The organism is Rhizobium indigoferae, from assembly GCF_034554815.1.
GTDB lineage: Bacteria > Pseudomonadota > Alphaproteobacteria > Rhizobiales > Rhizobiaceae > Rhizobium > Rhizobium leguminosarum.
The window spans coordinates 747,362-768,342 of sequence record NZ_CP140635.1 but is presented as its reverse complement, the minus strand read 5'-3'; the positions used below and the strand labels follow the sequence as shown (position 1 = coordinate 768,342).

Genomic DNA, 20,981 nt, shown 5'->3' with positions numbered 1-20,981 from the left:
GGAGCTACATCGAGCCCCTTGACGACGCGAATGCTATGACATCCACAATCAACCGGGTATCTTGGCAATGTGGAAACATTCTTCTCATTTTATGGAAGGCTTCGATGGATCGTTTTGACGCGATGGCGGTGCTATTGGCGGTGGTCGACGCCGGCAGTCTTTCTGCCGGGGCACGGCGGCTGAATGCGCCGCTGGCCACGGTCAGCCGCAAAGTGGCCGATCTTGAAAAGCATCTTGGCGTTCGCCTGGTCGTGCGCACCCGCCGCGGCCTCGCCTTGACGGAGGAGGGGCGCGCCTTCGTCGCCGCGTCACGTCGTATTCTCGAGGAACTGGACGCAGCGGAGCGGCAGGCCAGCGGCGATTATGGAGCGCTGCGTGGCGGGCTGCACGTCACCGCGCCGATTGCCTTCGGCGAGCGCCATCTGCTGCCAATTGCGCTCGAATTCCTGAAGGAGCAACCCGATATCAACCTGCGGCTGACCCTGACTGATCGGCAGCTAAGTCTGAGGGATGAGCACGTCGATGTAGCCCTACGGATCGGGCACCTGCCGGACAGCGCGATTATCGCAACACGGGTTGGCGCCGTCCGCCGGGTGATCTGCGCGAGCCCCGACTATCTCGCCCGCCGAGGAGTGCCGCGTCAGCCGGAAGACCTCGCCCCGCATGATGGCATAAGCTTCCAGGGCTTCGCGACCGCCCCGGAATGGCGATACCGCCGGGACGGCGCGGCCTTCGCCGTCGAGCCGCGCCTCAAACTCGCGGTCAACACGACAGAGGCTGCCATTCAGGCTGCGCTGGCCGGTATCGGCATTATTCGCGTGCTTTCTTACCAGATCAACGAACATTTGCGCTCTGGCGCTCTGCACGAATTGTTGGCGGAGTTCGCACCGGAGCCGCTGCCGGTAAATGTTATTCACGGACCAGCCGATCCGCTGTCGCTGAAGGTGCGGTGCTTCCTTGACTGGATCGGCCCCCGCCTGCGCGCGCGGATGGCAACCTAGCGTCCCGCCTATCAGACGCGCCTCCGTTATTGGCGGTCAGGCTCACTGGGAGTCGATCGTCCTCTGCCGTTCGAGGTCGATCCGAGGAACGTGCGATATGTGCTAGGATGCGGCCCGAAGGCGGAATGCGACGGACGCACTGCGAGGGGCGGTGTGATCGCACCGGAATTCGCGCGACCGAGAGCCGACGTTGTGTCTTGAAAGGGGAGATGAGGACGATGCCGACACCAGAGCAACCCAGTCTAATCGTTCGACAGAAATCCCCCCAGAATATCGAGTTTCCGTTTGCGTCGCTCTCCGATTGGCTGATTCCGACCGAGCTGTTCTTCGTGCGAAACCATTTCCCGTCGCCGGACCTCGATGCGCGAGACTGGAGATTGCGCGTTGGCGGGGCCGTGGAGCGGCCGATCGAACTTGACCTCGACAGCATCAAGGCGATGCGCAGCACGACTTTCACCGCCGTCGTCGAGTGTGCAGGGAACGGGCGCGTCTACTATGAGCCGCCGAAGGAGGGATTGCAGTGGCAGAACGGAGCCGTCGGCAATGCCGCGTGGACAGGTGTTCTTCTGCGCGACATTTTGGAAATGGCGGGCGTTAAGCGAACCGCATGTGAGGTTCTGCTCGCAGGCGCCGACAGCGGCGTCGTCGACACGAACAAGAAAACAGCTTCTCCCGGCCCCATCGCTTTTGCGCGCAGTCTACCGCTTGAGAAGGCCATGGCCGACAGCACGATCCTTGCCTATTCGATGAACGAGGAGCCGTTGACGCGCGATCACGGCTACCCGCTACGCGCGGTCGTGGGTGGCTGGTTCGGCATGGCTTGGGTCAAGTGGATCACCGATATCACGGTTGTGGAGCAACCGTTCCTTGGCTACTGGCAGGCGCGCGACTATTTCCGTTGGGAGCGCAGCCTCGGGGAACCCACGCTGGTCCCCCTTGCGGAGATGGAGGTCAAAGCGCAGATCGCGCGTCCGGTACAGGGGGCGCAGCTCATCGCCGGCCAACCGTACCGGATTTTCGGAGCCGCCTGGAGCGGAGAGGCTGCTATCCGGCAGGTGCAGGTCTGCACCGGAGATGGCAAGGGCTGGCGCGAGGGAAGGCTCCTCGAAACAGAACGTCCCTTTGCATGGCGCTTGTGGGAGTACATGTGGACCCCTGAAGAAGTGGGGCGATATACACTGCGATGTCGCGCGATCGATGGGGCTGGATGCGTGCAGCCCGACCTCCAGCGTTCCGACTGCGAGAGCTACGCGGCCAATTGGATCATTCCGGTGGAGGTTACGGTCGTTTCCAAGCCACAGACGTACGAGGAGGAATTCGTGATCTGATCACCCGCATGGGGCGGAATGGCGGCTTTTGGCGCAACTGCGACCCGCGTTGTCACTGCGTCATGTCCGCTTTGCACCAACAGCGACGGGTGGCTCGATGACCATTATGGTTTAGGGTTTCGGGTGCCGTCAGGCGTACGAAAGCCTCTCATGCAGGAACCCGCGGTCCGCACACTCCGGTCTATGGGGTTTTGTGTTTCAGGGCGGCCCAGGCGCACTCAATCACAGCAGCGTCCGTAGGACCAAGCGCGTTGAAGAAGGCGTCTGCAGGCGTGATCGCAGAGATTTTCGCAGAGACTCCGAGAGAGTTTTCAAGACTGAGAGTTATCGCCACTCCACTTGGCGCAAGCCATCCCGTTGGCCGACGTTGATGTGAGGTGGCCACATGAATGAACAGGCTATGCCGGGTCATGAAGCGTTCTCTCGGTTCGTTGCCGCCGTGTCTGGCGGCCCGCGCGGCTGTCGCCACCGTTCGAATACCTCAATGATGATCATGCGTCCGCCACAGCAGGGACATGACGGGCGAAAGTCGGTCTGTTCGTCCGCTGCGTCGTGACAGGGCGGCGCAGCGACGTTCAGGAGTTCGCGCGCGCGTGCGATGCTGCTCGTGCGGGAGCCGCCGGCGAGCAGGCCGTAGTGACGAATGCGATGGAAGCCGCGCGGCAGGACATGGAGCAGGAAGCGGCGGATGAACTCGTCGGTGGTGAGCGTCATGATCTGCTGCCGGTCCGCTCCATCGCGGCGGTAGTCCTTGTAGCGGAAGGTTACGCCGCTCTGGTCGAAGCTGATGAGGCGGCTATTCGATATTGCGACCCTATGAGTGTAGCGCGACAGATAGGCGAGCACCGCTTCCGGGCCGGCGAAGGGTGGCTTGGCGTAAACGACCCAGCGCGTCTTGCGGACCGGCGACAGGTGACGCACGAATGCCCGGCGATCAGCCAAATGTGCTGCCGATTCGAAGAAGGCAAGCCGGCCGGCGTCGTGGAGCTGGAGCAGCCGAGTGAGGAACAGGCGGCGGAACAGCTTGCCCAGCACGCGCACCGGCAGAAGGAACGCAGCACGCGACGAGATCCATCGTTTCCCGTCGAGGGCAATGCCGCCGCCCGGCACAATCATGTGAACATGGGGATGATGCATCATTGCCGAGCCCCATGTATGCAGGACAGCCGTGATGCCGATGCGTGCGCCGAGATGCTTCGGGTCGGCAGCGATCGTCAGCATCGTTTCCGATGCGGCCTTGAACAGCAGGTCATAGGCCAGCGCCTTGTTTTGGAATGCGATGTCGGCGACCCCGGCGGGCAGTGTGAAGACGACATGGAAGTATCCCACCGGCAGCAAGTCGGCTTCTCTTTCAGCGAGCCAGGTGCGTGCGGCAGCACCCTGGCACTTCGGACAATGCCGGTTGCGGCAGGAATTGTAGGCGATGCGCCATTGGCCGCAATCCTCGCAGGCCTCGACATGTCCGCCCAATGCAGCGGTGCGGCAGTGCTCGATCGCGGACATCACCTTGAGCTGGGCTAAGCTGAGATGTCCTTCATGGGCTGCCCTGTAGGCGGGTCCGGCGGAACGGAAGATATCGGCGACCTCTATCGAGGTGCGCACGGCTCAGCCGTCGGGCGTCTTGCCTTCCATCAGCGCCATCAGCCGGTCAAGCGGCCCCGCGACCGCGTGGATCGTCCGGGTCGAGACCTTGGCATAGAGCGCGGTTGTCTCAAGCTTGCTGTGTCCGAGCAGAACCTGGATGACCCTGATATCGGTGCCGTCCTCCAGAAGGTGGGTGGCGAAGCTGTGCCTTAATGTATGCGGGCTGACGCGCTTGCGGATGCCGGCAACCTCGGCTGCTTCCTGCACCGAGCGATGCAGTTGCCGCGACGAGATCGGATCGGTGCAACTGCGCCCCGGAAACAGCCAGCCATGGGGTAACATGACGCCGCGCCGCTTTCCTTCGCGCCACCACAGTCGCAGCAGTTCCAGGAGTTGCGGCGAGAGCATGGCGTTGCGGTCCTTGCGCCCTTTGCCCTGTTCAACGCGTATCAGCATGCGTGTCGAGTCGATATCGTCGACCTTGAGGTGCGCAACCTCGGAGACGCGCAAGCCCGCGCCATAGGCAACGCCGAGCGCCGCTTTATATTTGATGCCTGGTGCCGCCTCGAGCAGCAGTGCGGCTTCCTCCACGCTCAGCACCTCGGGCAGCTTGCGCGGATTGCGGGTTATCACCAGCGCTCGCGCCATATCCCGCCGCCTCAGTGTCACCGTGAACAGAAAGCGCAGCGCCGAGACCGTGCTATTGATCGTCGCCGAGCCTACACCGTTCTCATGCTGATACAACTGGAAGCGCCGTATGTCTTCGGCCGTCGCGGTGTCGGGCGTGCGCCCAAGAAAAGCGGCGAAGCGCCGGACATGACGAATGTAGTCATGCTGCGTATGGGTTCCCAAACCCCGCATCACCATGTCTTGTTGCATGCGCTGGCGAAGCGGTGTGATCGGGGCATCGTTTGAAAAGCTGGCCATGGAAAGTTCCTCTCGTTGAAGGGAACTCAATCGTCTGGCAACAGCCTCTGCCTGCCTAGAACTTCAGATAATCACACCAACCTCACCGCGCGCACCCTCCCGCGAAGCGGGTTCGTGCATGAGGCGCAATCCGGCCATGGCGGCTATTCGGCCCAAACCAGTCACCGCGATGCGGCCAGCATGACATCAGCACCATCCATGACGTAGGTCGCATAGCGATGGTCGCGGATCAGGCTTATCTTTTGCTCCCGCCATTCGAGCAGCATGAAATAGGAAGGACCGCCCGGCGGTTCGGCTGATACCAGCAATATTTCCCGGCCTTCCAGCCAAGCCGGTTCGATCCTGACCGGTGGATATTCGGCATAAAAGGTGAAAAATCGACCGACATCGGCGGCACCAGAGATTTCCGGCCGTCGCGCCTGACGAAGCCGAACATCCTCGGCCAGCATGCGACGCAAAGCGTCCCAGTCTCGGGCTTTGAAGAGCGCTGCAAAGTTCAGGACCTCGGGACTCGGCGGTGGCGGAACCTCGGACCGCACGTCGGAGATGGCGCGCAATCTCGCCCGACCGCGCGACAGATGGGCCTTGACGGCATCGACACTCAGTTCCAGCAGCGCTGCGATGTCCGCAAGTGACTCTCCCAACACATCCTTGAGGATCACCGCGCTGCGTTGCGGCACCGGCAATTCTGCAAAGTGGCCCAGGGCGACCCGCACCGCGTCCTGCCGGATCAGCGCGTCCTCCGGACCGACGGCACTGATATCGGCCAGATCGAAAGCCATCTCAAGGGGCTCCGATCGGAGTGTACTGCGCTGGCGCAGGGCATCTATGGCTCGATTGTGGACAATGCGAAATAGCCAGGGTCGCAGCGGCGTGCCCGGCGGGATCGAGCCAGCCGTCGCAAATACCCTGGCAAATGCGTCCTGAATCACATCCTCGGCGTCGATCACCGAACCCACCAGACGAGCGGCATAGCGGTGCAGTTCGGGGCGAAGCGCGTCCGCTTCCCTGGCGAGCGCTGCGAGCAGAGTTTTCCTCTCTTCGTCTTCGAGAGCAGCGTCTTCTGTCATTCGATGACCGTCACACCCGTATCCCCACGCACCGCGTAGACCATGGCCCCGGCGAGGCCCGTCCTGCCGATCAGGTCGGCGACCATATCGCCAAAATCCCGCGGCGTCATGTCCGGCCAGGTGGCGGCATGTTCGGCAAATGTCCGACCCGCCGCCGCGGCATAGGCCGCGATGCCGGTATCACCCACACCGGTTCCTACGAACATCTGCCGGGGAACGATGACCCGGAAGCGCAGACCCAGGCCGAGTTCCGCCGATAGGCCCTCGGCATATTTTGCAATGAACCACTGCGCGCGCTTGGCTCCCGCATAACCGCCCGATAGCGGCGACCCCTGCACGGCGGCTCCGCTGGAGACCAGGACGACAAGCCCGCCCGGCGTCATCGGCAACGTCAGAGCAGCCTGTACCCAGTGCAGCGCGGCCTTGACGTCCACATTCCAGTTGGTCGTGAATGCCTCCCAGCCAATCCGGTCGATCCGTTCCATGGGCGGTTCCGCACCGGCGTTCATGATGACGAGATCGGGTCGCGTCTGCTCCATGATCCGCCATGCCGCGTCGACATCGGTTGCATCAGCCGATATGGCGGTGACGGCCGGTTGCTCGCCTGGCCCCTGCGCGGCAGCCGCGTTTCGGGCCACCACTGTGACTTCGGCCGCGCGAACCGCAAATGCCTCGGCGAGCCCCCTCCCCAAGCCGCGGCTCCCGCCGACAACCACGATTCGCTTTCCTTCCAGATCCATCTCTCAGTCCTCATTTGCGCGGGTCCGACCGCTCGACGACGGTCACAACAACGACGTTCCAACGAGGTGAAAAGAGTCATCGCCATCTGCGATTTGTCGGGCCAGCGTCAAAGAGTGTGACTCGACCGAAGTTCGATGGTGATCGATCTCGAATGCGTAACACGGCCATTCGGTCGCGCGTATTGCCGTCACACCGGGTAATCCAGCGAAACCTTGTTAACGCTTCTCAAGAAAATATGACACAGCCGGCGCGATGCTGAGATTGATGGACAGCCGGATCGCCTGGATCGCCCTTCAGGGCGGTGAACCCGTGGGAACAGCAAGCCTTGACGGGGATATGGTGAGGATTAGAGACGATAGCGGCATGCGAGAGCCGAGGAGGCTGCTTCCGGGAGGTTTGCTCTCAAGCGTTCTTCCAGCCAATCGACGCATGATAGACCATTTCAATCCGAGGCTACGCTTATGCCGTTGCGTCCGGATTTTATTCCCGGACCTGTAGGATGCGGTCGACCAACCCCCATTCCAGAGCTTCCTCTGCGGTCATGAAACGGTCGCGGTCCATCGCGCGTTCAAATTCCTCATAGGTGCGTCCGCAATGCTCGGCATAGAGACGTGTCATCCGGTCCTTGGTCCGTCTGATTTCCTCGGCATGGATGAGCATGTCCGATGCCTGTCCCTGAAAGCCACCGGATGGCTGATGGACGAGGATGCTTGCATTGGGCAGTGTTGCCCGCTGTCCGGGTTCACCCGCCATCAGCAGGAACGATCCCATCGAGCGGGCTGTCCCCATGCAAAGCGTATGCACCGGAGCGCGGATGTAACGCATGGTGTCATACATGGCGAGGCCGCTCGTCACCATGCCGCCGGGGGAATTGATATAGAGGCTGATTGGCTTCTTCAGGTTTTCCGCTTCGAGGAACAACAATTGTGCGCAGACCAGCGCAGACACGGTGTCGTTCACTTCGCCATTCAAAAAGATGATCCTTTCACGAAGCAGGCGGGAATAGATGTCGAAAGATCGCTCCCCTCTGCTTGATTGCTCTACCACCATAGGGACGAGTTGCATCGCTTCGCGCATCGGCGAACTCCAATCTTCCAGAATTTAAGGGGCAGCTCGCCGCGTCAGGCAGCGAGCATGAGGAGCAGGCTATTATTGTTTGCGGTTGCGCGGGTCATCCGATCGAACCTGACGTCCGTAAGCTGGTGAATGATCCGCAGCTTGGTTCCGCCGGTGTCGTTGGGGGTAATCCGAAAGATGACCACGCTTTCAAGGAACGGCGGTTCGCTTTCGCGCATCCGGTAGCGGACCTCTTGCCCCGCCGTCAGAGACGCAGCCTCCGGATCGGCCAATGCCTCTTTCGGCAACCATTTCTCTCGAAACTCCGCAATGCTTATCGCGCGCCAGACCTTGTGCGGCGGCTCGTCGATTTCGTACTCAAGCTCGATGCCCCTGTCGTGATCGTCGGTCTTGCTCTCGTTCATTGATCCATATCCTTCAGCAGAGCTTTGAGGGCGTCGATGCGCGCGGGCCAGTAGGCGCGATACTTCGCCAGCCATCCGGCAATGAGTGCCAAGCCTTCTGGATCGACCTCGTAGTTCACAAAGCGCCCCTGTCGTTCCTCCCGCACCAGTCTCGCGCTCCGCAGAACGGAGAGGTGTTGGGACATGGCGGGCTGACTGATCGTCATGCCATCGCGCAAAGCGCTGGCATTCATGCTTCCGGTCGCCAGCTTCTCAAAGATCGCGCAACGGGTGGGATCAGCCAAAGCCTTGAAGATGTCGTTCTCTATCATGCCCACACATAAGCACAGACTTATACGATTCGCAAGGCTTCTCCGCCCACTTCCAGCTGAAAGCCGGAAACGCGGCGCCTGCCGGGCTTGCGGCAACTGACGGCACCACGGTGCCCGGATGACGGTGCCGTCTTAAACAGTGTGCAGACAAGGGCTTGGCCCCGGATGGGACCCATGGGGTGCCGGTTCGTTTAATCTTGTCCTCCTAAAATCCCGCCGGTGGGAAGGGGTGCAGGGCTGCCCAGAGCCGCCATTTCTGTCAGAGGCGTTATCGTCGAATTGCGCTTGACTTTATTATATGCATCTTGTATACATCATGTTTATGATAACTAATTCAGCCAGCGGCGCTGCCGCGCTCCATCGAGGTGATGCAGCGCAGGATGTCGTTTATGCCTGGCTGAAGAAGCATGTGCTGACACTGCCGCGCAATGAGACGACGTTCCTGACGGAGGCGCAGGTCTGTCGGCAAACCGGCGTCTCGCGAACCCCGGTCAGGGAGGCGTTTCTGCGACTGGAGGCCGACGGCCTATTGCGGATTTTGCCCAAGAAAGGGGCATATATCGCGCCAATCACCGAGATCGAGGTCGACGCGATCATGCAGGCACGCGGCTTGGTCGAGGAATGGTGTGCACAGCAGGCAAGCCGTTTCGGGGCGAGCCTAGCCGACGAGCTGGATCGGCTGATCGCCCAGCAGGAGCAAGTCCGAAGCGATCGTGTCGCGTTCATCGAAAGCGATCGAGACTTCCACCGGGCGATCGTGAGGGCTGCGGGCAATCCTGTTCTCGCGACCTTCTATGAGAGCCTTCGCGATCGGCAGGTTCGAATGGGGGTGCATGCGATCTCTGTCGGCAGCCGCGTTGACGAGGTACTGGCGGAACATCGGGCAATAGCGCAAGCCATTCGTACATCGCAAGCGGACGAGGCCGCCGCAGCGGTGGGAGTGCATTTGGCTCGGACTTTGGCCGCATTGCGGGCACCCACACTCGTCGACTGGTCGCCCGGCTCGCGCGCGGTGGTATAGGTCGCAACTTGCGGCCAAACTGGCAAAGAAAACTGAAATGACGGGATTGGCAATCAGATAGATCAATTCGACATCGGGGACGGCCATGGGACCGGTCATCGACGTGCGTTCATTCAGGCAGGCGTTAGGGCAGTTCCCCACCGGAGTCTGCGTCGTCACCAGCGTGATTGGCACAGAAAAACTCGGCGTCACGATCAGTTCGTTCAACTCGCTGTCGCTCGATCCGCCGCTGATCCTTTTTTCCATTGACCGCCGGGCCGCCAGCCTTTCCCTATGGATGCAGGCGGAGTGCTACGCCATCAATGTGCTGTCCGAGAACCAAGCCGATTTGTCGAGCCGATTTTCCAGGCCGCTTACCAACAAATGGGAAGGGATCGCCTGTGAGACGAAGGTCGGGCATGGAGTCATCCTTCCGGGAACTGCCGCAGTGTTTCACTGCGCGCCTTGGGCTGCCCACGATGGGGGCGACCATCTGCTGTTCATTGGCAGAGTGACATCATTCCAATCGTTTCGCGACCGCCGGCCGCTCGTGTTCAGCCAGGGCAGATATGCCGCGCTGGAAAGTGGAAGTCATAACGAGGTGTCCTGGCCACTGGCCATGCACTATTGAGGGGGATGACATGTTGAAAACCGGTTCGGAGCATATCGAAACCCTGCGTGACGGCAGGCAGGTGTTCATCAATGGAAAGCTTGCGGATGATGTCACCGTTCATCCGGCATTCCGACAATCTATACAATCCGTGGCGCGGCTCTACGATTTCCAAAGCGCCGAGCAGAATCGCGCCATCATGACATACGAGGTGAACGGCGCTGGCGCTGCAAGCCGCATCTGGCAGATGCCCGACAATTACGCGGAGCTGGTGGCGCGTCGAAGGGCACTGGAGACCTGGGCAACATTGCATTGCGGTTTCCTCGGCCGTGCCCCGGACCATGTCGCTTCGTGTCTTGCGGGCATGATAATGGGCATCGAGATCTTTCAGACCTACGATCCGAAACGCGCCGAGGCACTTGCCGAATACTATCGATACGCTCGCGACAACGACCTTTACCTGACCTATGTGATTATCAACCCCCAGGCTGACCGATCGAAGAGCGCAAGCCAGCAGCAGGACCGTACCTTGACGGCCGGCATCGTCGACCAGGATGCAGAAGGTCTGACGATCCGCGGCGCAAAGATGTTGGCGACGGGCGGCATCATGGCCAACGAGGTTTTCGTCACCTGCATTCAGCCGCTCTCCGAGGGCGATGAATCCTACGCGGTCTCCTTTGCAATTCCGATGAATGCACGCGGGCTCAAAATCATGTCCCGCAAGTCCTATGAAGAGCAGGCGACCAGCGTCTTCGACAATCCGCTCGCCAGCCGCTTCGATGAGAACGATGCGATCCTCTACTTCGATGACGTCAAAGTTCCATGGGACAGGGTTTTCATCAACCAGGATATCCGCATGTGCCAGCAGCAGTTTCATGCCACGCCCGCCCATGTCCTGCAGAATTACCAGGCGCAAATCCGCTTGATGGTGAAGATGCGATTTCTCCTGGGTCTGGCACATCGCATCGCCGAAACCAACGGCATCGTTAGTTTCCCGCAGGTGCGCGAAACGCTCGGAGTCCTGGCGGCCCAGAACACCATGGTCGATGCGCTGGTGCATGCCATGGAGGTCAAGGGACGAAACTTCGGTGCCTATTTCGTCCCGGATGCGCACACGCTCTACTCAGCCCAGGTACTCACGCAGAAGCTCTATCCGGAAGTGATTTCGTCACTGCGCGAACTGGCGGGCGGCGGACTGATCATGCTGCCCTCAAGCGTCGAAGACTTCGCCGATCCCCAACTCAAGGCTCTGATCGAGAAGACCCAGCAGTCACCATCCGCGAGCGCCGAAGGGCGGGTGAAGCTCTTCAAGCTGGCCTGGGACGCGATCGGCTCCGAGTTCGCCTCGAGGCATACCCAATACGAGATGTTCTATGCGGGCGCGAACTTCGTCACCAGGACCCACAGTTACAGAACGTGCGACTGGCATTCGGGAACCCGATTGGTCGATCAGATGCTCGATTCCTATTCTCTCGAAGGCGACCTTGCAGCCCAAACGGCGGTGGCGGCATGACCACACAGCCGTTCCCACTGAAAGAGCACAAGGAATTCCACCAGGTGGACATGGGACAAGGGTGGCGCGTCCCTCCCGGCTACCCAGAGGGGATCGAGCAGAAAATATTGGCGGGGCGGCTCGATGAAGTGAAGGGCGAAGGTAGCCGGACACGATTGCTGCGTTTCCTCCCGGGCGCGCGCACTGAAAAGCCGTTCGTGCATGACTACTGGGAAGAGGTCTATCTTCTCGAAGGCGACCTCATAGTCGGCGACAGGTCCCCCGAAACATATCCTGCTCATACCTACGCATGCCGTCCTCCAGGGGTCTTTCATGGGCCATTCAAATCAGAGATGGGCTGCTTGCTGCTGGAGATTCACTATTATGAGACGACATTGAGATGACCACTTCTGGCGCAACGCGGAAATTATTCCGATTTGGGGGCCGCTAGCGGCCTAGCAGCTTTTGGCTGCCGAGGAACGACAACTGGTGATCAACCCGCGGGTTAAAGGTCTGAGAACGGCCCCCTCGCAGGCCCATTGCATGTTCGCCAGGATCAGGCTGGGACCACGCCACGCACCACACGGAACATCATGGGAAATGACCGGGGTCCATCGGGCAAGCCAACCAGATACCCGGCACGAACATGCTGTTCGATCGAACCGCGGGCGTCGTCCGAAAGTGCCATCAATGTGCTTGTGGTGCTGCCTGGGCCGTCGGTGAACGTAGCCCAATAATCCGCGAAGGACGCATACTCGCAATCCACGACAACGGGAATCTCCGTCACGTCGACGAGGCCGATCTTCCGCCACAACGTCGCCTGGCCATTAGGCCAGAAGAGCTGGCGCCCCGCCCGCATCGATCTCAGCCTGGCGAAGTCGGTCTCAAGCACGGCGCCGGTGTTAATGACGAGATCGAAGGCGGGCATGCCACCCAAGAACTGAGTAACGGCGGACGCGACCACGCCGCCTGGACGGGTCACGCGCTTCATCTCGGCAACGACCTGTTCAATTTCCGGGATAACGTCCAGGGCCAGGGTGGAAACGGTGGCATCGAAAAAGTCAGTGTCGAACCGCATGTGCCGGACATCGCCGTGTTCATAGGCGATATTGGGGTGGGATCGTCGACGGCGGGCTCCTTCCAGGTATCCCTCAGATGCGTCAACACCGATCACATGCGCTCCCGCCTCGGCCAGTGCTTTCGATAACACACCTGTCCCACATGCTACATCGAGCACGCGACTGCCCGGAGCAATATTAGCACGGGCGAGAAATGGGCTTGCCAGATGTTCGCTCCAGCGCCCAATGAATGCCTCGTAGGCGTCGGGATCAGCCCAATTATATCGTAGTTCTGCGGCTTCCAAGGTTTGCCATCCTCTCTCGATCAAGAATGGACGGTAACACGGCCATTCGGGTCGCGCGTATTGCCGTCACACCCCGGTAATCCAGCGAAACCTTGTAACGCTTCTCAAGAAAATTTGACACAGCGGGCCCCCCGAAATCACACTGGCCTTCCCGTAGTGGGTGCTCCGAGGCACCGTTTGGTTGGTTTGACTAGTGTGATCCGCGTAGGTCGCACGGTGTGGCACTTTCCACATAACCAGTCGCGGGTCGGTGTCCCGCCTGCGGGGATCCTCCGGGTGCGAACAGGCGTGCCACGTCAGCCTCACTTTCGCGGTTTGATCCAGGCGCTGTCCCGACGTCGACGCCGCTGGTACGGGAGATACGGCCATGATTGCCCTTTTTCGCCAGACAAGTGTCGGCATTGGCTTTGCTTACTCGTCTTTACAAGGTGGCTCCATTCGACGGGCCTGGGCGCAGAACGACAGGAGGGCGAAATGAACAGGACAAGGGTTCGGTTGGAAGACCGGGGGCTGGTCGAATGCCCACGATGGCATGACGGCGAGCTGTGGTTCGCGGATTGGACAAGCGGCGAAATTCTCGCCTTGAGCGAGCACGGAACTGTCAGAGTGGCGACAACCGCGAAAGCCCCGCCCCTGTCATTCGACTTCGGACCACAGGGCGACATGTACGTCATCGCGTCAGGGGCATCGCACTTGCTGCGATTTGACGGCTCCGGACTGGAAGAGTTCGCCGAGCTGGGAGCGAATGGCTGGAACGAGATCGTGATCGATCCGCAAGGCCGTATCTACGTCAACGGACCCGCGATCCTGCTGATACATCCGGACGGGACGGTCGAAACACAAGCGGAAGGCTTTCAATTTCCAAACGGAATGGCTCTCTCTGCGGACGGGCGCACACTGGTTTGCGCCGAAAGCTGGGCGAAACGGCTGACATCGTTTGACGTCGCCGCCGACGGGCGACTTTCGCATCGAAGGGTTTGGGCCGATCTTCCCGGGTGGCCCGATGGCATATGCTTCGACGCTGAAGGGGCGATCTGGTACGCCGACGTACCCAATGCCTGCTGCTGCAGGGTTCGTGAAGGCGGCGCGCTCCTCGATGACGTGAAGCTCGATCGCGGCGCCTTCGCCTGCATGCTGGGTGGACCTGATCGAACCACCCTCTACATAACTGCCGCCAGATGGTTCGGGATGGACAAGATGGACCAGATGGGCGGAACTGGCCAGCTGTTGTCCGTCGAGGTCGAGACGGCCGGGGCGGGTTGGCCTCACGGCTAGGTCAGCCACCCGCTTCGAAAAGCACAGCGAAAACAACCTTGTGCTCGTCAAACTCGCTTCAGCCAAAATCTGGATGCGCTTCACGAGTCGGAGAGCTATAAAGTCCCCTCGGACGCTCGGAGAGGCGTTCAGGCAGGAGCCCGACCATGATCAAGATGAGCGTCTACTATCCGGCCAATGGCGGCTCGAAGTTCGATCACGACTACTACCGCACCCGCCACATGCCACTGATCCAGGAACGGCTCGGCGATGCCTGCCTGCGCTACGAAATCGAGAGGGGCCTTGCGGGTCGCGAACCTGGAAGCGCGCCGGAGTTCGTCGCGGCGTGCCACATCTACTCGCCGACCCTGGGGAGATTCCAGGAGGCGTTCGGTCCCCACCGTGCGGAGATCGTCGCGGACGTCGCCAACTATACGGACATCGCGCCCATCGTGCAGATCAGCGAAATCGTTGGAGGGTAAGCGGCTTCGGCGCGTCAGGCGTAGCCGTTGAACTTTCCGGGATCGGCGTAGTGCTGGCGCACCTGATCGATGGTGACGTAGCCGGTGCCGAACCGGTCGACGATCAGGAACGTGGTTGCCGTTGAAGCGAAAACCACCTTGCTCTCGCCAGGACGGGGAGGAAGCTCGCGTGTTCCATCATGGACGGTAGGGCTATTTGATGGAGCTGTCGTTGGAACACGCTGTTAGTCGACCGATAAACCAGCGTCCTGCGGGGCCTGGCGGATCGTCGGATCGATAGGCGATGGACACTGGCAATCGAAGTCCGCCTGCAGGTAAATCCTCGATGATCAGCGAGACCAGCCGCCCTTCCTCGATATCCGTCTTCACGGCATGTTCCGGCATCCCGCCCCAACCAAGGCCGTTGACCAGAAAGGTATGTTTGGCGAAGAGGTCGGCCAGCCGCCAGGTCTGCGAAGACATCACGCCGAATTCCCGCCCGGCCGACAACTCCGTACGATCGGTGAGGATCAGCTGGACATGCTGCTCGAGTTGGCTCTTGGAAATCGGCCCTTCGATCAATGATAACGGATGGTCTGCGGAAGCAACGATATTGAACAGGATACTGCCGAGAGGCTCGGTTGCGATCCCTGAAGGCATGACCGGCAAAGAGCCAACGATGCCGACATTGGCTCTTCGATCAAGTATAGGCTCCACCGTACCGCCCAGCGCCTCCACGAACAGACGCAATGGAACAGTTGGGAAACGCTCGCGAAAGTCCTTTGCTGCCTCAGCGATTATGTGGATGGGAAAGAACACGTCGATGACGACGGACAGCTCTGCTTCCAGCCCGGTGGCCATCCCCTTCGCGTAGGATTTGAATATGTCCACCTTGGCGATGATCTCGCGGGCCTTTGGAAGCAGCAAATCTCCTGCTCCGGTCAATCGAGGATATCGGCCATCTCGATCGAACAATTCAACGCCGAGTCTAATTTCCAGGCTGCGAATGAGTTCGCTGACGGCCGACTGGGCCCGCCCCAGTCTGCGGCCTGCCGCAGAGAAGCTCCCTTCATCGACAGTCACCACAAAAGTGCGCAATTGATCGAGCGATATTCCGTCCAATCTCTGTTCCCTTCACCAATACGGTATAATATCGGATTACTCGATGGTATCCATCATTAAATATCGGCTTTTCCAATGCTTTCCGCCGTGTGATGAGAGGGAACAGACAATTATTTTGGTCCTGCCCATGGCAGATAGGGAAAGTAGATACCGATGACAGCCGCATATTCTCCGCTGATTTCACAGAGTAAAGCCGTCCGCGTTGCATCCTGGGCTCTGCGCCTTCTTTCTGCTGCCGTGTTCCTGGCGGCCGGGGGCGCATAAATTGCCGGGGTGCCGATGATGGTGGCGATTTTCGACCAAGTGGGTTTTGGTCAGTGGTTTCGCGTGTTGACGGGCATCGTGGAAGTCGGCGGCGCGATCGCGCTGCTGGTGACCGCAAGCACGGCATTCGGCGCTCTGACGCTCGCTGTCACCATGGTGTTCGCCGTCCTCACTCACCTTATCCTGATCGGCGGCAATCCATTGCCAGCCGTAGTGTTGCTGGCGATGACCGGCACAGTGGCGTGGCTCTACCGTCGCAGCTTCGCTGTCATTTTAGATGCCCTGCGTTAAACGCCAGGCGGTTCAATCACCAGATATCACCGTCATTGCGGGCGCGCACATTGCTCGCAATGAGTTTCAGCTCTCGTCAGAGGCACTGATGATGCGTTTCACTGTTTTTCTCCTTGCGTGTTTATGTCTGGCATCTTGCCACACAACCCAAATGGGCCAGTCACTGGGCTGGAAGGAGCCACAACGCGGCGACACGACGGACGCCTACGAGCGTTCACTGCGATCATAACCTGGAAGGAGTTCTCCTTGGAAATCGGTATCGATAGTTTTGCGATGCTTTTGACTGACCCTGCCACAGGCCGGTTGCAGTCGGCCGCCGATCGTATGGCCAGCGTCCTCGCCGAGGTCGAACTGGCAGACCAAGTGGGGTTGGATGTCTTCGGGATGGGTGAACACCACCGCGCAAATGCTCTGGACTCAGCGCCGGCGATAATCCTGGCTGCCGCCGCAGCACGGACGAAATCGATCAGGCTGACAAGCGCAGTCACAGTCCTCGGCGCGGCCGACCCCGTCCGTGTCTTTCAGGATTTCGCCACTCTTGACCTTATATCTCGCGGCCGAGCCGAGCTCGTTGTCGGTCGTGGTTCGTCCGTTGATGCCTATCCATTGTTTGGGTTCGATTTGCGCGACTATGACGCGCTCTTCGTCGAGAAGCTCGAGCTTCTGCTCAAGATCAGAGCCAACCCCAGAGTCGACTGGCAGGGCCGTTTCCGCCCCTCGCTGAAGGGCGAGGGAATTTATCCGCGTCCCTATCAACACGATCTTCCAATCTGGCTCGGCGTGGGCGGAACACCGGGGTCTTTCGCGCGGGCTGGAACGCTTGGCTTGCCGCTGATGATCGCGATCATCGGTGGCAGCTTTGATCGCTTTCGGCCTCTTGTGGAACTCTATCGCGACGCTTGGCGCGACGCTGGCCACGATCCGGACAAGCAGAAGATCGGTGTCCATGCTCTCGGCTTTGTCGCAGAAACCGACAAGGCTGCGAAAGAGGCGTTTTTCCCCGGCTGGTTTCAGATGTTTACGGAAGCGGGAAAGGAACGAGGGTGGCCGCCGCCGACAGAGGCGCAATTCGAGCACATGTGCAGCCCGAACGGCGCGTTCCTGGTCGGCAGTCCACAAACGGTGGAGGACCGGATAGTCGCCGCAGATAAGGCCTTGGGAGGCGTGTCGAGGTTCACCTTTCAAATGAGCACAGCCGCACTGGATAATGACGCGATGCGACGCTCCATCGAGCTGCTTGGCACTGAAGTTGCACCGAACGTTCGTAAAGCAACGGCCTGGCGCCAATCGGCTTGATCGAGCTGCAAAAGAGCGTCATGAGCTAAGACCGGTCAGGCGCTTGACTGATCCGGCTATACGCCGAGAAGCTCACCTCGGCCTGCGCAGTTCGTCCCGGCGAAAGCTGAGACAAGGGCGTTCTCAGCCCCGCCGCCCTCCCTTCGATATGGTGAAACGCCGCCGCAGTACGGCGCCGGCGTCTCGGGCGGCGAGCATCCTTCGACAGAGTGCTATCGTGGCGGCGACCGGACATGAAGGTCCTTCGGGCTTCATGGCGGCGCTCAAGCGGAGATGCCCACCATTTTGAGTTTGTCGCAGAAGCTCGCTCTGGCTTTTTTCGACGCCCCCGCCGCAGGAAAACTTGAAGCCGTAGCCAGCTTATCTGCACAAGCGCCGGAGAACTGATATCATCACCTTGTGTAAGTTTTCAAAAAGCGGTTAGCTGCCATCGTTGAGCTTCGTGTGCTGAGACGTGTCCGCATTCCGAGGAAAATCTCGTGCACTGGTCGAAACCGCTAAGACTGCATCTCGGCGTCCTGGTCGTCGCATCGCTGCTGTGCACGTCGACGCCGATCATCTGGATGGCCTTCAGCCACGGACGCGATGCTGCAGTAAGCGCGGGCGCGCAGCAGATGCGCGAGATGAGCTTGCGGCTGATCGAGGGATACCGGAATACGCTGCAGGGCGGCACCGAGGCGGTCGCACTCGCCGCGACCCTGCCGCAGCTTACTTCCCCGCCGCCCCAAGATATCAAGGCAAAACAGCAATTCTTTCTGGAAGTTCTGCGAAACGTCCCCAACGCGACGAGCATCTACACGGGCTATCCCGATGGCTCGTACCTGCAGGTCATCAATACGGTAAGGGACGATGTTCGCCAGACCCTCTCGGTGCCTGAAGGCACGGCATTCGCGGTCAGAACGATTGCACAGAGACAAACGACCGACGTCATATCGACGCTTCGCTTTCTCGACAGCCAAGCCATTGAGATAGGGACGAGGAACGTCGAATATGCATCCTTCGATCCGCGGCAACGCCCGTGGTATCAATCCGTCGTTCAGGACGGTATCCCGGTTTCCGTTGGACCCTATGTCGCCGGCACGCTCAAGGTTCCGACGCTGACAATCGCAGCACCGATGCGGGACAATGGCCAGGTGGTGGTCGGCATCAACATTCATCTGCAGACCGTCAGCCGCCTGCTGGACGCGGGTCAGATTTCGCCGCGAGCAAGAGCCTACATCATCAATGGTGGCGGTGATCTCGTCGCCCATTCCGACCCGGCTGTCATGAGCAGGATCATCGGACTATGGTCGAGAACGGCAGGCGCCTTTGCCGCGACCGCAAACGGTTTCGACACCAGCCTCGCAACCGTGGCCCGGCTCAGGCAGGATCCCGCCTTTGCCAATGGCGGCCTGGCGCGGGTCGGTTTCGATGGTGAAAGTCATCTGGTGCAGATTGCCCCCGTGAGCGTGTCTGGCCTGTTTCACGGAAGCGTGGCCGCAATCGTCGTGCCGCTGGAGGACCTGGTGGCCGAGGCCAATCGGCTGCTTGTGCGCAATCTCCTCATTGCCAGCGCCTTCGTGATCGCGGGTGTCGCTGCAACGGTGATGCTGTCGCGCATGGTCAGCCGCTCCCTCTATCGCCTGGCGGACGAGGCGCGCAGGATCGGCGATCTCGAGGTCGGCGAGAAAGGCGTCTCCCATTCCTTTATAACGGAGATCAACACGCTGGCGAGCGCGCTGGCGGCAAGCCGCCACGCCATCGGCCAGTTTGCCCTCTATGTTCCGCGCGAAGTCGTCAGACGGATCATCGATCCCCAGGGAAGAACCGCCGTCAAGGCGCAGCGGCAGGACGTGACCGTGCTGTTCACCGACATCCGCGACTTCACCACCATCTCCGAGCAACATTCGCCCGAGGACGTGGTCGATACGCTGTCGGCCTATTTCGAACTGTTGAACACCATCGCCGAGCGCCATGGCGGGACCGTCGTCCAATATCTCGGCGACTCCATTTTCGTCATGTGGAACGCCCCTGTTCCCGATGCCGGACATGCCGAAAACGGCTGCCGATGCGCGCTTGCCATGAAAGCGGCGGTCGACGACTTGAACGAAGCCAATCGTCAAAATGCCCGTCCCGCGCTCGTCACGCGATTTGGATTGCACACCGGCCCGGCGGTCGTCGGCAGTTTTGGCGCGATTTCGCGACAGCAGTACACAGCCATGGGCGATACGATCAATGTCGCCTCACGGCTGGAAGGACTGAACAAGGACTTCAACACCTCGATCCTGGTGAGCGCGGCCACACGCGACGCCGTCGCCGATCGTTTCCGCCTTCGCCCGCTTGGCCTGGTGCAGCTCAAGGGGCGGGCCGAGAAGGTCGATCTATGGGAGCTTGTCGGGGATGCCAATCACCTTACAAATCCGTAAGTTGTGACCAAAGCCCGATCAGCTAGATTGCTGCCCCAGGCATCCGGGAGCGATCGGGCTGATGGGCATGTAGACGATCTCGCCGGGGCCGGCGGTGACCGTTCCCCCGTCCGTCGAGACCGAAAACCGGCCTTCCAGAACGATCATGGCGGCTTTGACCCTTTTCGTTCGGGATTAGGTAGCAAAAACCACCCTATAGCTTCAGGTTAGTCGCGGTGAGTCAATTCGCAAATCATCTCAGAAATTACACTGAACGGCCGAACATGCCACAACCACCTCTTGCCATTCGTAGTACCACAACAGACCTTGCGCGGTAACAGTCGATACTGCGACAACCAATATCATCTGTCGGAGCGTGAGGGATTTCCAAAACATAGACCGAGCTAGAAGTAGGCAGCTCGTCATTCCTGCCGGAAACATCAAAACTGGCACCCACGAAACAACTTCTGCTTCAAATCGGTCTTTCGACGAACAGCACAAGAAGTATTTGTGGTCTTCCGAAAGCCCAAGAATGACCTCGGTCACCGCTATATACCCACTCCAAACCACCGCCACCGGGCCAAGAAGATACCCCACGACAGCGACGACGAGGAATGCCCCGAATAAAAACAGCAACGGCTTCAGGCCAAGCATAAAAGCGAGTGTTTTCAGAACGAGGAAGACTGGCGATGCCAGAACACAAAGCAACGTCGCCGATGCCCAACCCCGCTTTTGTCTCTGAGTTGGAAGGTCGACTTCGGCTTGCACATCCATGCGTGGCCCCTCAAATGTGAAAAAGCGAAACGACCATGTGGTGATAGTGCGTGGCCAAAAGCGCTAACTGTCTGCTGATCACACTGTCAAGCCATCCATCGCGCGATCGGTTTGACTCCAACCCAAGAAGAACCTCTGCCCCAGCGCGTTCGCAATCTGCTCGTGGGCACCTTTCGGCCCCTTGCGGGCGCCACTGGGAACACGTGCGCCCTCCTACCTCTTCGCCC

23 protein-coding genes are annotated in these 20,981 nt (G+C 60.1%); 11 read left to right on the top strand and 12 right to left on the bottom strand.

What is annotated here, in order from left to right:
* Nucleotides 1-104 precede the first annotated feature (104 nt).
* Entirely contained in the window at nt 105-1,001 is an 897-nt protein-coding gene (locus U5G49_RS03860; protein ID WP_193446280.1) for a LysR family transcriptional regulator, read from the top strand.
* 218 nt (nt 1,002-1,219) lie between these two features.
* On the top strand, nt 1,220-2,329 hold the full coding sequence (locus tag U5G49_RS03855) for a sulfite oxidase (protein ID WP_246289424.1): 1,110 nt from the start codon (nt 1,220-1,222) through the stop codon (nt 2,327-2,329).
* A 408-nt stretch (nt 2,330-2,737) separates the two neighbouring features.
* On the opposite strand, the gene U5G49_RS03850 is transcribed toward U5G49_RS03855, so the two are convergent.
* The 7 genes from U5G49_RS03850 to U5G49_RS03820 form a co-directional block, all read right to left on the bottom strand.
* On the bottom strand, nt 2,738-3,931 hold the full coding sequence (locus U5G49_RS03850; RefSeq protein ID WP_127431938.1) for an IS91 family transposase: 1,194 nt from the start codon (nt 3,929-3,931) through the stop codon (nt 2,738-2,740).
* A gap of 3 nt (nt 3,932-3,934) precedes the next feature.
* On the bottom strand, nt 3,935-4,840 hold the full coding sequence (locus U5G49_RS03845; RefSeq protein ID WP_193446278.1) for a tyrosine-type recombinase/integrase: 906 nt from the start codon (nt 4,838-4,840) through the stop codon (nt 3,935-3,937).
* Between the two features lie 161 nt (nt 4,841-5,001).
* Nucleotides 5,002-5,910, bottom strand: coding sequence for an RNA polymerase sigma factor (locus U5G49_RS03840; RefSeq protein WP_193446277.1), 909 nt, complete (start codon nt 5,908-5,910; stop codon nt 5,002-5,004).
* Nucleotides 5,907-6,650 (bottom strand): SDR family NAD(P)-dependent oxidoreductase, encoded by a 744-nt coding sequence (locus U5G49_RS03835; protein ID WP_193446276.1) that lies wholly within the window; start codon nt 6,648-6,650, stop codon nt 5,907-5,909. The genes U5G49_RS03840 and U5G49_RS03835 overlap by 4 nt, the downstream gene beginning before the upstream one ends.
* Before the next feature lie 481 nt (nt 6,651-7,131).
* The gene (locus U5G49_RS03830) at nt 7,132-7,728 is read right to left on the bottom strand and encodes an ATP-dependent Clp protease proteolytic subunit (RefSeq protein ID WP_193446275.1); all 597 of its coding nucleotides are present in this window, start codon (nt 7,726-7,728) and stop codon (nt 7,132-7,134) included.
* Between the two features lie 44 nt (nt 7,729-7,772).
* Nucleotides 7,773-8,132, bottom strand: a complete 360-nt coding sequence (locus U5G49_RS03825) for an SRPBCC family protein (RefSeq protein WP_193446274.1) — start codon at nt 8,130-8,132, stop codon at nt 7,773-7,775.
* Nucleotides 8,129-8,443, bottom strand: a complete 315-nt coding sequence (locus tag U5G49_RS03820) for an ArsR/SmtB family transcription factor (RefSeq protein WP_018449587.1) — start codon at nt 8,441-8,443, stop codon at nt 8,129-8,131. Before U5G49_RS03820 ends, U5G49_RS03825 begins: the two co-directional genes overlap by 4 nt.
* A 316-nt stretch (nt 8,444-8,759) precedes the next feature.
* Here U5G49_RS03820 and U5G49_RS03815 point away from each other — a divergent pair, with 316 nt between their 5' ends.
* From U5G49_RS03815 to U5G49_RS03800, 4 genes are all read left to right on the top strand, one after another.
* Nucleotides 8,760-9,464 (top strand): GntR family transcriptional regulator, encoded by a 705-nt coding sequence (locus tag U5G49_RS03815; protein WP_246289422.1) that lies wholly within the window; start codon nt 8,760-8,762, stop codon nt 9,462-9,464.
* An 85-nt stretch (nt 9,465-9,549) separates the two neighbouring features.
* Nucleotides 9,550-10,074: a flavin reductase family protein gene (locus U5G49_RS03810; RefSeq protein WP_131605147.1), complete on the top strand. Its 525-nt coding sequence runs from the start codon at nt 9,550-9,552 to the stop codon at nt 10,072-10,074.
* 10 nt (nt 10,075-10,084) lie between these two features.
* On the top strand, nt 10,085-11,566 hold the full coding sequence (locus U5G49_RS03805; RefSeq protein ID WP_193446273.1) for a 4-hydroxyphenylacetate 3-hydroxylase family protein: 1,482 nt from the start codon (nt 10,085-10,087) through the stop codon (nt 11,564-11,566).
* Entirely contained in the window at nt 11,563-11,949 is a 387-nt protein-coding gene (locus U5G49_RS03800; protein ID WP_193446272.1) for a cupin domain-containing protein, read from the top strand. The genes U5G49_RS03805 and U5G49_RS03800 overlap by 4 nt, the downstream gene beginning before the upstream one ends.
* Before the next feature lie 152 nt (nt 11,950-12,101).
* Here the strand turns inward: U5G49_RS03800 and U5G49_RS03795 are convergent, their stop codons facing one another.
* A complete protein-coding gene (locus U5G49_RS03795) occupies nt 12,102-12,908 on the bottom strand; it encodes a class I SAM-dependent methyltransferase (protein ID WP_193446271.1) in 807 nt (268 codons plus the stop codon).
* Nucleotides 12,909-13,382: 474 nt separating this feature from the next.
* On the opposite strand from U5G49_RS03795, the gene U5G49_RS03790 reads away from it, so the two are divergent.
* Together U5G49_RS03790 and U5G49_RS03785 are read left to right on the top strand one after the other, a co-directional pair.
* On the top strand, nt 13,383-14,183 hold the full coding sequence (locus tag U5G49_RS03790; protein ID WP_193446270.1) for an SMP-30/gluconolactonase/LRE family protein: 801 nt from the start codon (nt 13,383-13,385) through the stop codon (nt 14,181-14,183).
* A gap of 146 nt (nt 14,184-14,329) precedes the next feature.
* Complete coding sequence (locus U5G49_RS03785) at nt 14,330-14,644, top strand: EthD family reductase (protein WP_193446269.1); 315 nt, start codon at nt 14,330-14,332, stop codon at nt 14,642-14,644.
* Between the two features lie 14 nt (nt 14,645-14,658).
* On the opposite strand, the gene U5G49_RS03780 is transcribed toward U5G49_RS03785, so the two are convergent.
* Nucleotides 14,659-14,781 (bottom strand): pyocin activator PrtN family protein, encoded by a 123-nt coding sequence (locus U5G49_RS03780; protein WP_246289420.1) that lies wholly within the window; start codon nt 14,779-14,781, stop codon nt 14,659-14,661.
* Between the two features lie 55 nt (nt 14,782-14,836).
* Nucleotides 14,837-15,745, bottom strand: coding sequence for a LysR family transcriptional regulator (locus U5G49_RS03775; RefSeq protein ID WP_193446268.1), 909 nt, complete (start codon nt 15,743-15,745; stop codon nt 14,837-14,839).
* Nucleotides 15,746-16,024: 279 nt separating this feature from the next.
* On the opposite strand from U5G49_RS03775, the gene U5G49_RS03770 reads away from it, so the two are divergent.
* The 3 genes from U5G49_RS03770 (at nt 16,025) to U5G49_RS03760 (ending at nt 20,001) form a co-directional block, all read left to right on the top strand.
* Nucleotides 16,025-16,300: a DoxX family protein gene (locus tag U5G49_RS03770; protein ID WP_376770339.1), complete on the top strand. Its 276-nt coding sequence runs from the start codon at nt 16,025-16,027 to the stop codon at nt 16,298-16,300.
* Nucleotides 16,301-16,546: 246 nt separating this feature from the next.
* Complete coding sequence (locus U5G49_RS03765; protein ID WP_193446267.1) at nt 16,547-17,596, top strand: LLM class flavin-dependent oxidoreductase; 1,050 nt, start codon at nt 16,547-16,549, stop codon at nt 17,594-17,596.
* A 479-nt stretch (nt 17,597-18,075) separates the two neighbouring features.
* Complete coding sequence (locus tag U5G49_RS03760; RefSeq protein WP_193446266.1) at nt 18,076-20,001, top strand: adenylate/guanylate cyclase domain-containing protein; 1,926 nt, start codon at nt 18,076-18,078, stop codon at nt 19,999-20,001.
* Nucleotides 20,002-20,019: 18 nt separating this feature from the next.
* On the opposite strand, the gene U5G49_RS03755 is transcribed toward U5G49_RS03760, so the two are convergent.
* Nucleotides 20,020-20,148, bottom strand: coding sequence for a hypothetical protein (locus U5G49_RS03755; RefSeq protein WP_431312676.1), 129 nt, complete (start codon nt 20,146-20,148; stop codon nt 20,020-20,022).
* A 90-nt stretch (nt 20,149-20,238) separates the two neighbouring features.
* Nucleotides 20,239-20,754 carry a hypothetical protein gene (locus U5G49_RS03750; protein ID WP_193446265.1) on the bottom strand — a complete coding sequence of 172 codons (516 nt, stop codon included), beginning with the start codon at nt 20,752-20,754 and terminating at the stop codon, nt 20,239-20,241.
* Between the last annotated feature and the right edge of the window lie 227 nt (nt 20,755-20,981).

Bases quoted from the DNA above. Each gene is read 5' to 3' on its own strand.
- U5G49_RS03825 (WP_193446274.1), bottom strand. From the start codon at position 8,132: ATGAACGAGAGCAAGACCGACGATCACGACAGGGGCATCGAGCTTGAG.
- U5G49_RS03785 (WP_193446269.1), top strand. From the start codon at position 14,330: ATGATCAAGATGAGCGTCTACTATCCGGCCAATGGCGGCTCGAAGTTC.
- U5G49_RS03855 (WP_246289424.1), top strand. From the start codon at position 1,220: ATGCCGACACCAGAGCAACCCAGTCTAATCGTTCGACAGAAATCCCCC.
- U5G49_RS03820 (WP_018449587.1), bottom strand. From the start codon at position 8,443: ATGATAGAGAACGACATCTTCAAGGCTTTGGCTGATCCCACCCGTTGC.
- U5G49_RS03845 (WP_193446278.1), bottom strand. From the start codon at position 4,840: ATGGCCAGCTTTTCAAACGATGCCCCGATCACACCGCTTCGCCAGCGC.
- U5G49_RS03815 (WP_246289422.1), top strand. From the start codon at position 8,760: ATGTTTATGATAACTAATTCAGCCAGCGGCGCTGCCGCGCTCCATCGA.
- U5G49_RS03860 (WP_193446280.1), top strand. From the start codon at position 105: ATGGATCGTTTTGACGCGATGGCGGTGCTATTGGCGGTGGTCGACGCC.
- U5G49_RS03835 (WP_193446276.1), bottom strand. From the start codon at position 6,650: ATGGATCTGGAAGGAAAGCGAATCGTGGTTGTCGGCGGGAGCCGCGGC.
- U5G49_RS03840 (WP_193446277.1), bottom strand. From the start codon at position 5,910: ATGACAGAAGACGCTGCTCTCGAAGACGAAGAGAGGAAAACTCTGCTC.
- U5G49_RS03810 (WP_131605147.1), top strand. From the start codon at position 9,550: ATGGGACCGGTCATCGACGTGCGTTCATTCAGGCAGGCGTTAGGGCAG.
- U5G49_RS03755 (WP_431312676.1), bottom strand. From the start codon at position 20,148: ATGATCGTTCTGGAAGGCCGGTTTTCGGTCTCGACGGACGGGGGAACG.
- U5G49_RS03790 (WP_193446270.1), top strand. From the start codon at position 13,383: ATGAACAGGACAAGGGTTCGGTTGGAAGACCGGGGGCTGGTCGAATGC.
- U5G49_RS03830 (WP_193446275.1), bottom strand. From the start codon at position 7,728: ATGCGCGAAGCGATGCAACTCGTCCCTATGGTGGTAGAGCAATCAAGC.
- U5G49_RS03800 (WP_193446272.1), top strand. From the start codon at position 11,563: ATGACCACACAGCCGTTCCCACTGAAAGAGCACAAGGAATTCCACCAG.
- U5G49_RS03770 (WP_376770339.1), top strand. From the start codon at position 16,025: ATGATGGTGGCGATTTTCGACCAAGTGGGTTTTGGTCAGTGGTTTCGC.
- U5G49_RS03750 (WP_193446265.1), bottom strand. From the start codon at position 20,754: ATGGATGTGCAAGCCGAAGTCGACCTTCCAACTCAGAGACAAAAGCGG.
- U5G49_RS03805 (WP_193446273.1), top strand. From the start codon at position 10,085: ATGTTGAAAACCGGTTCGGAGCATATCGAAACCCTGCGTGACGGCAGG.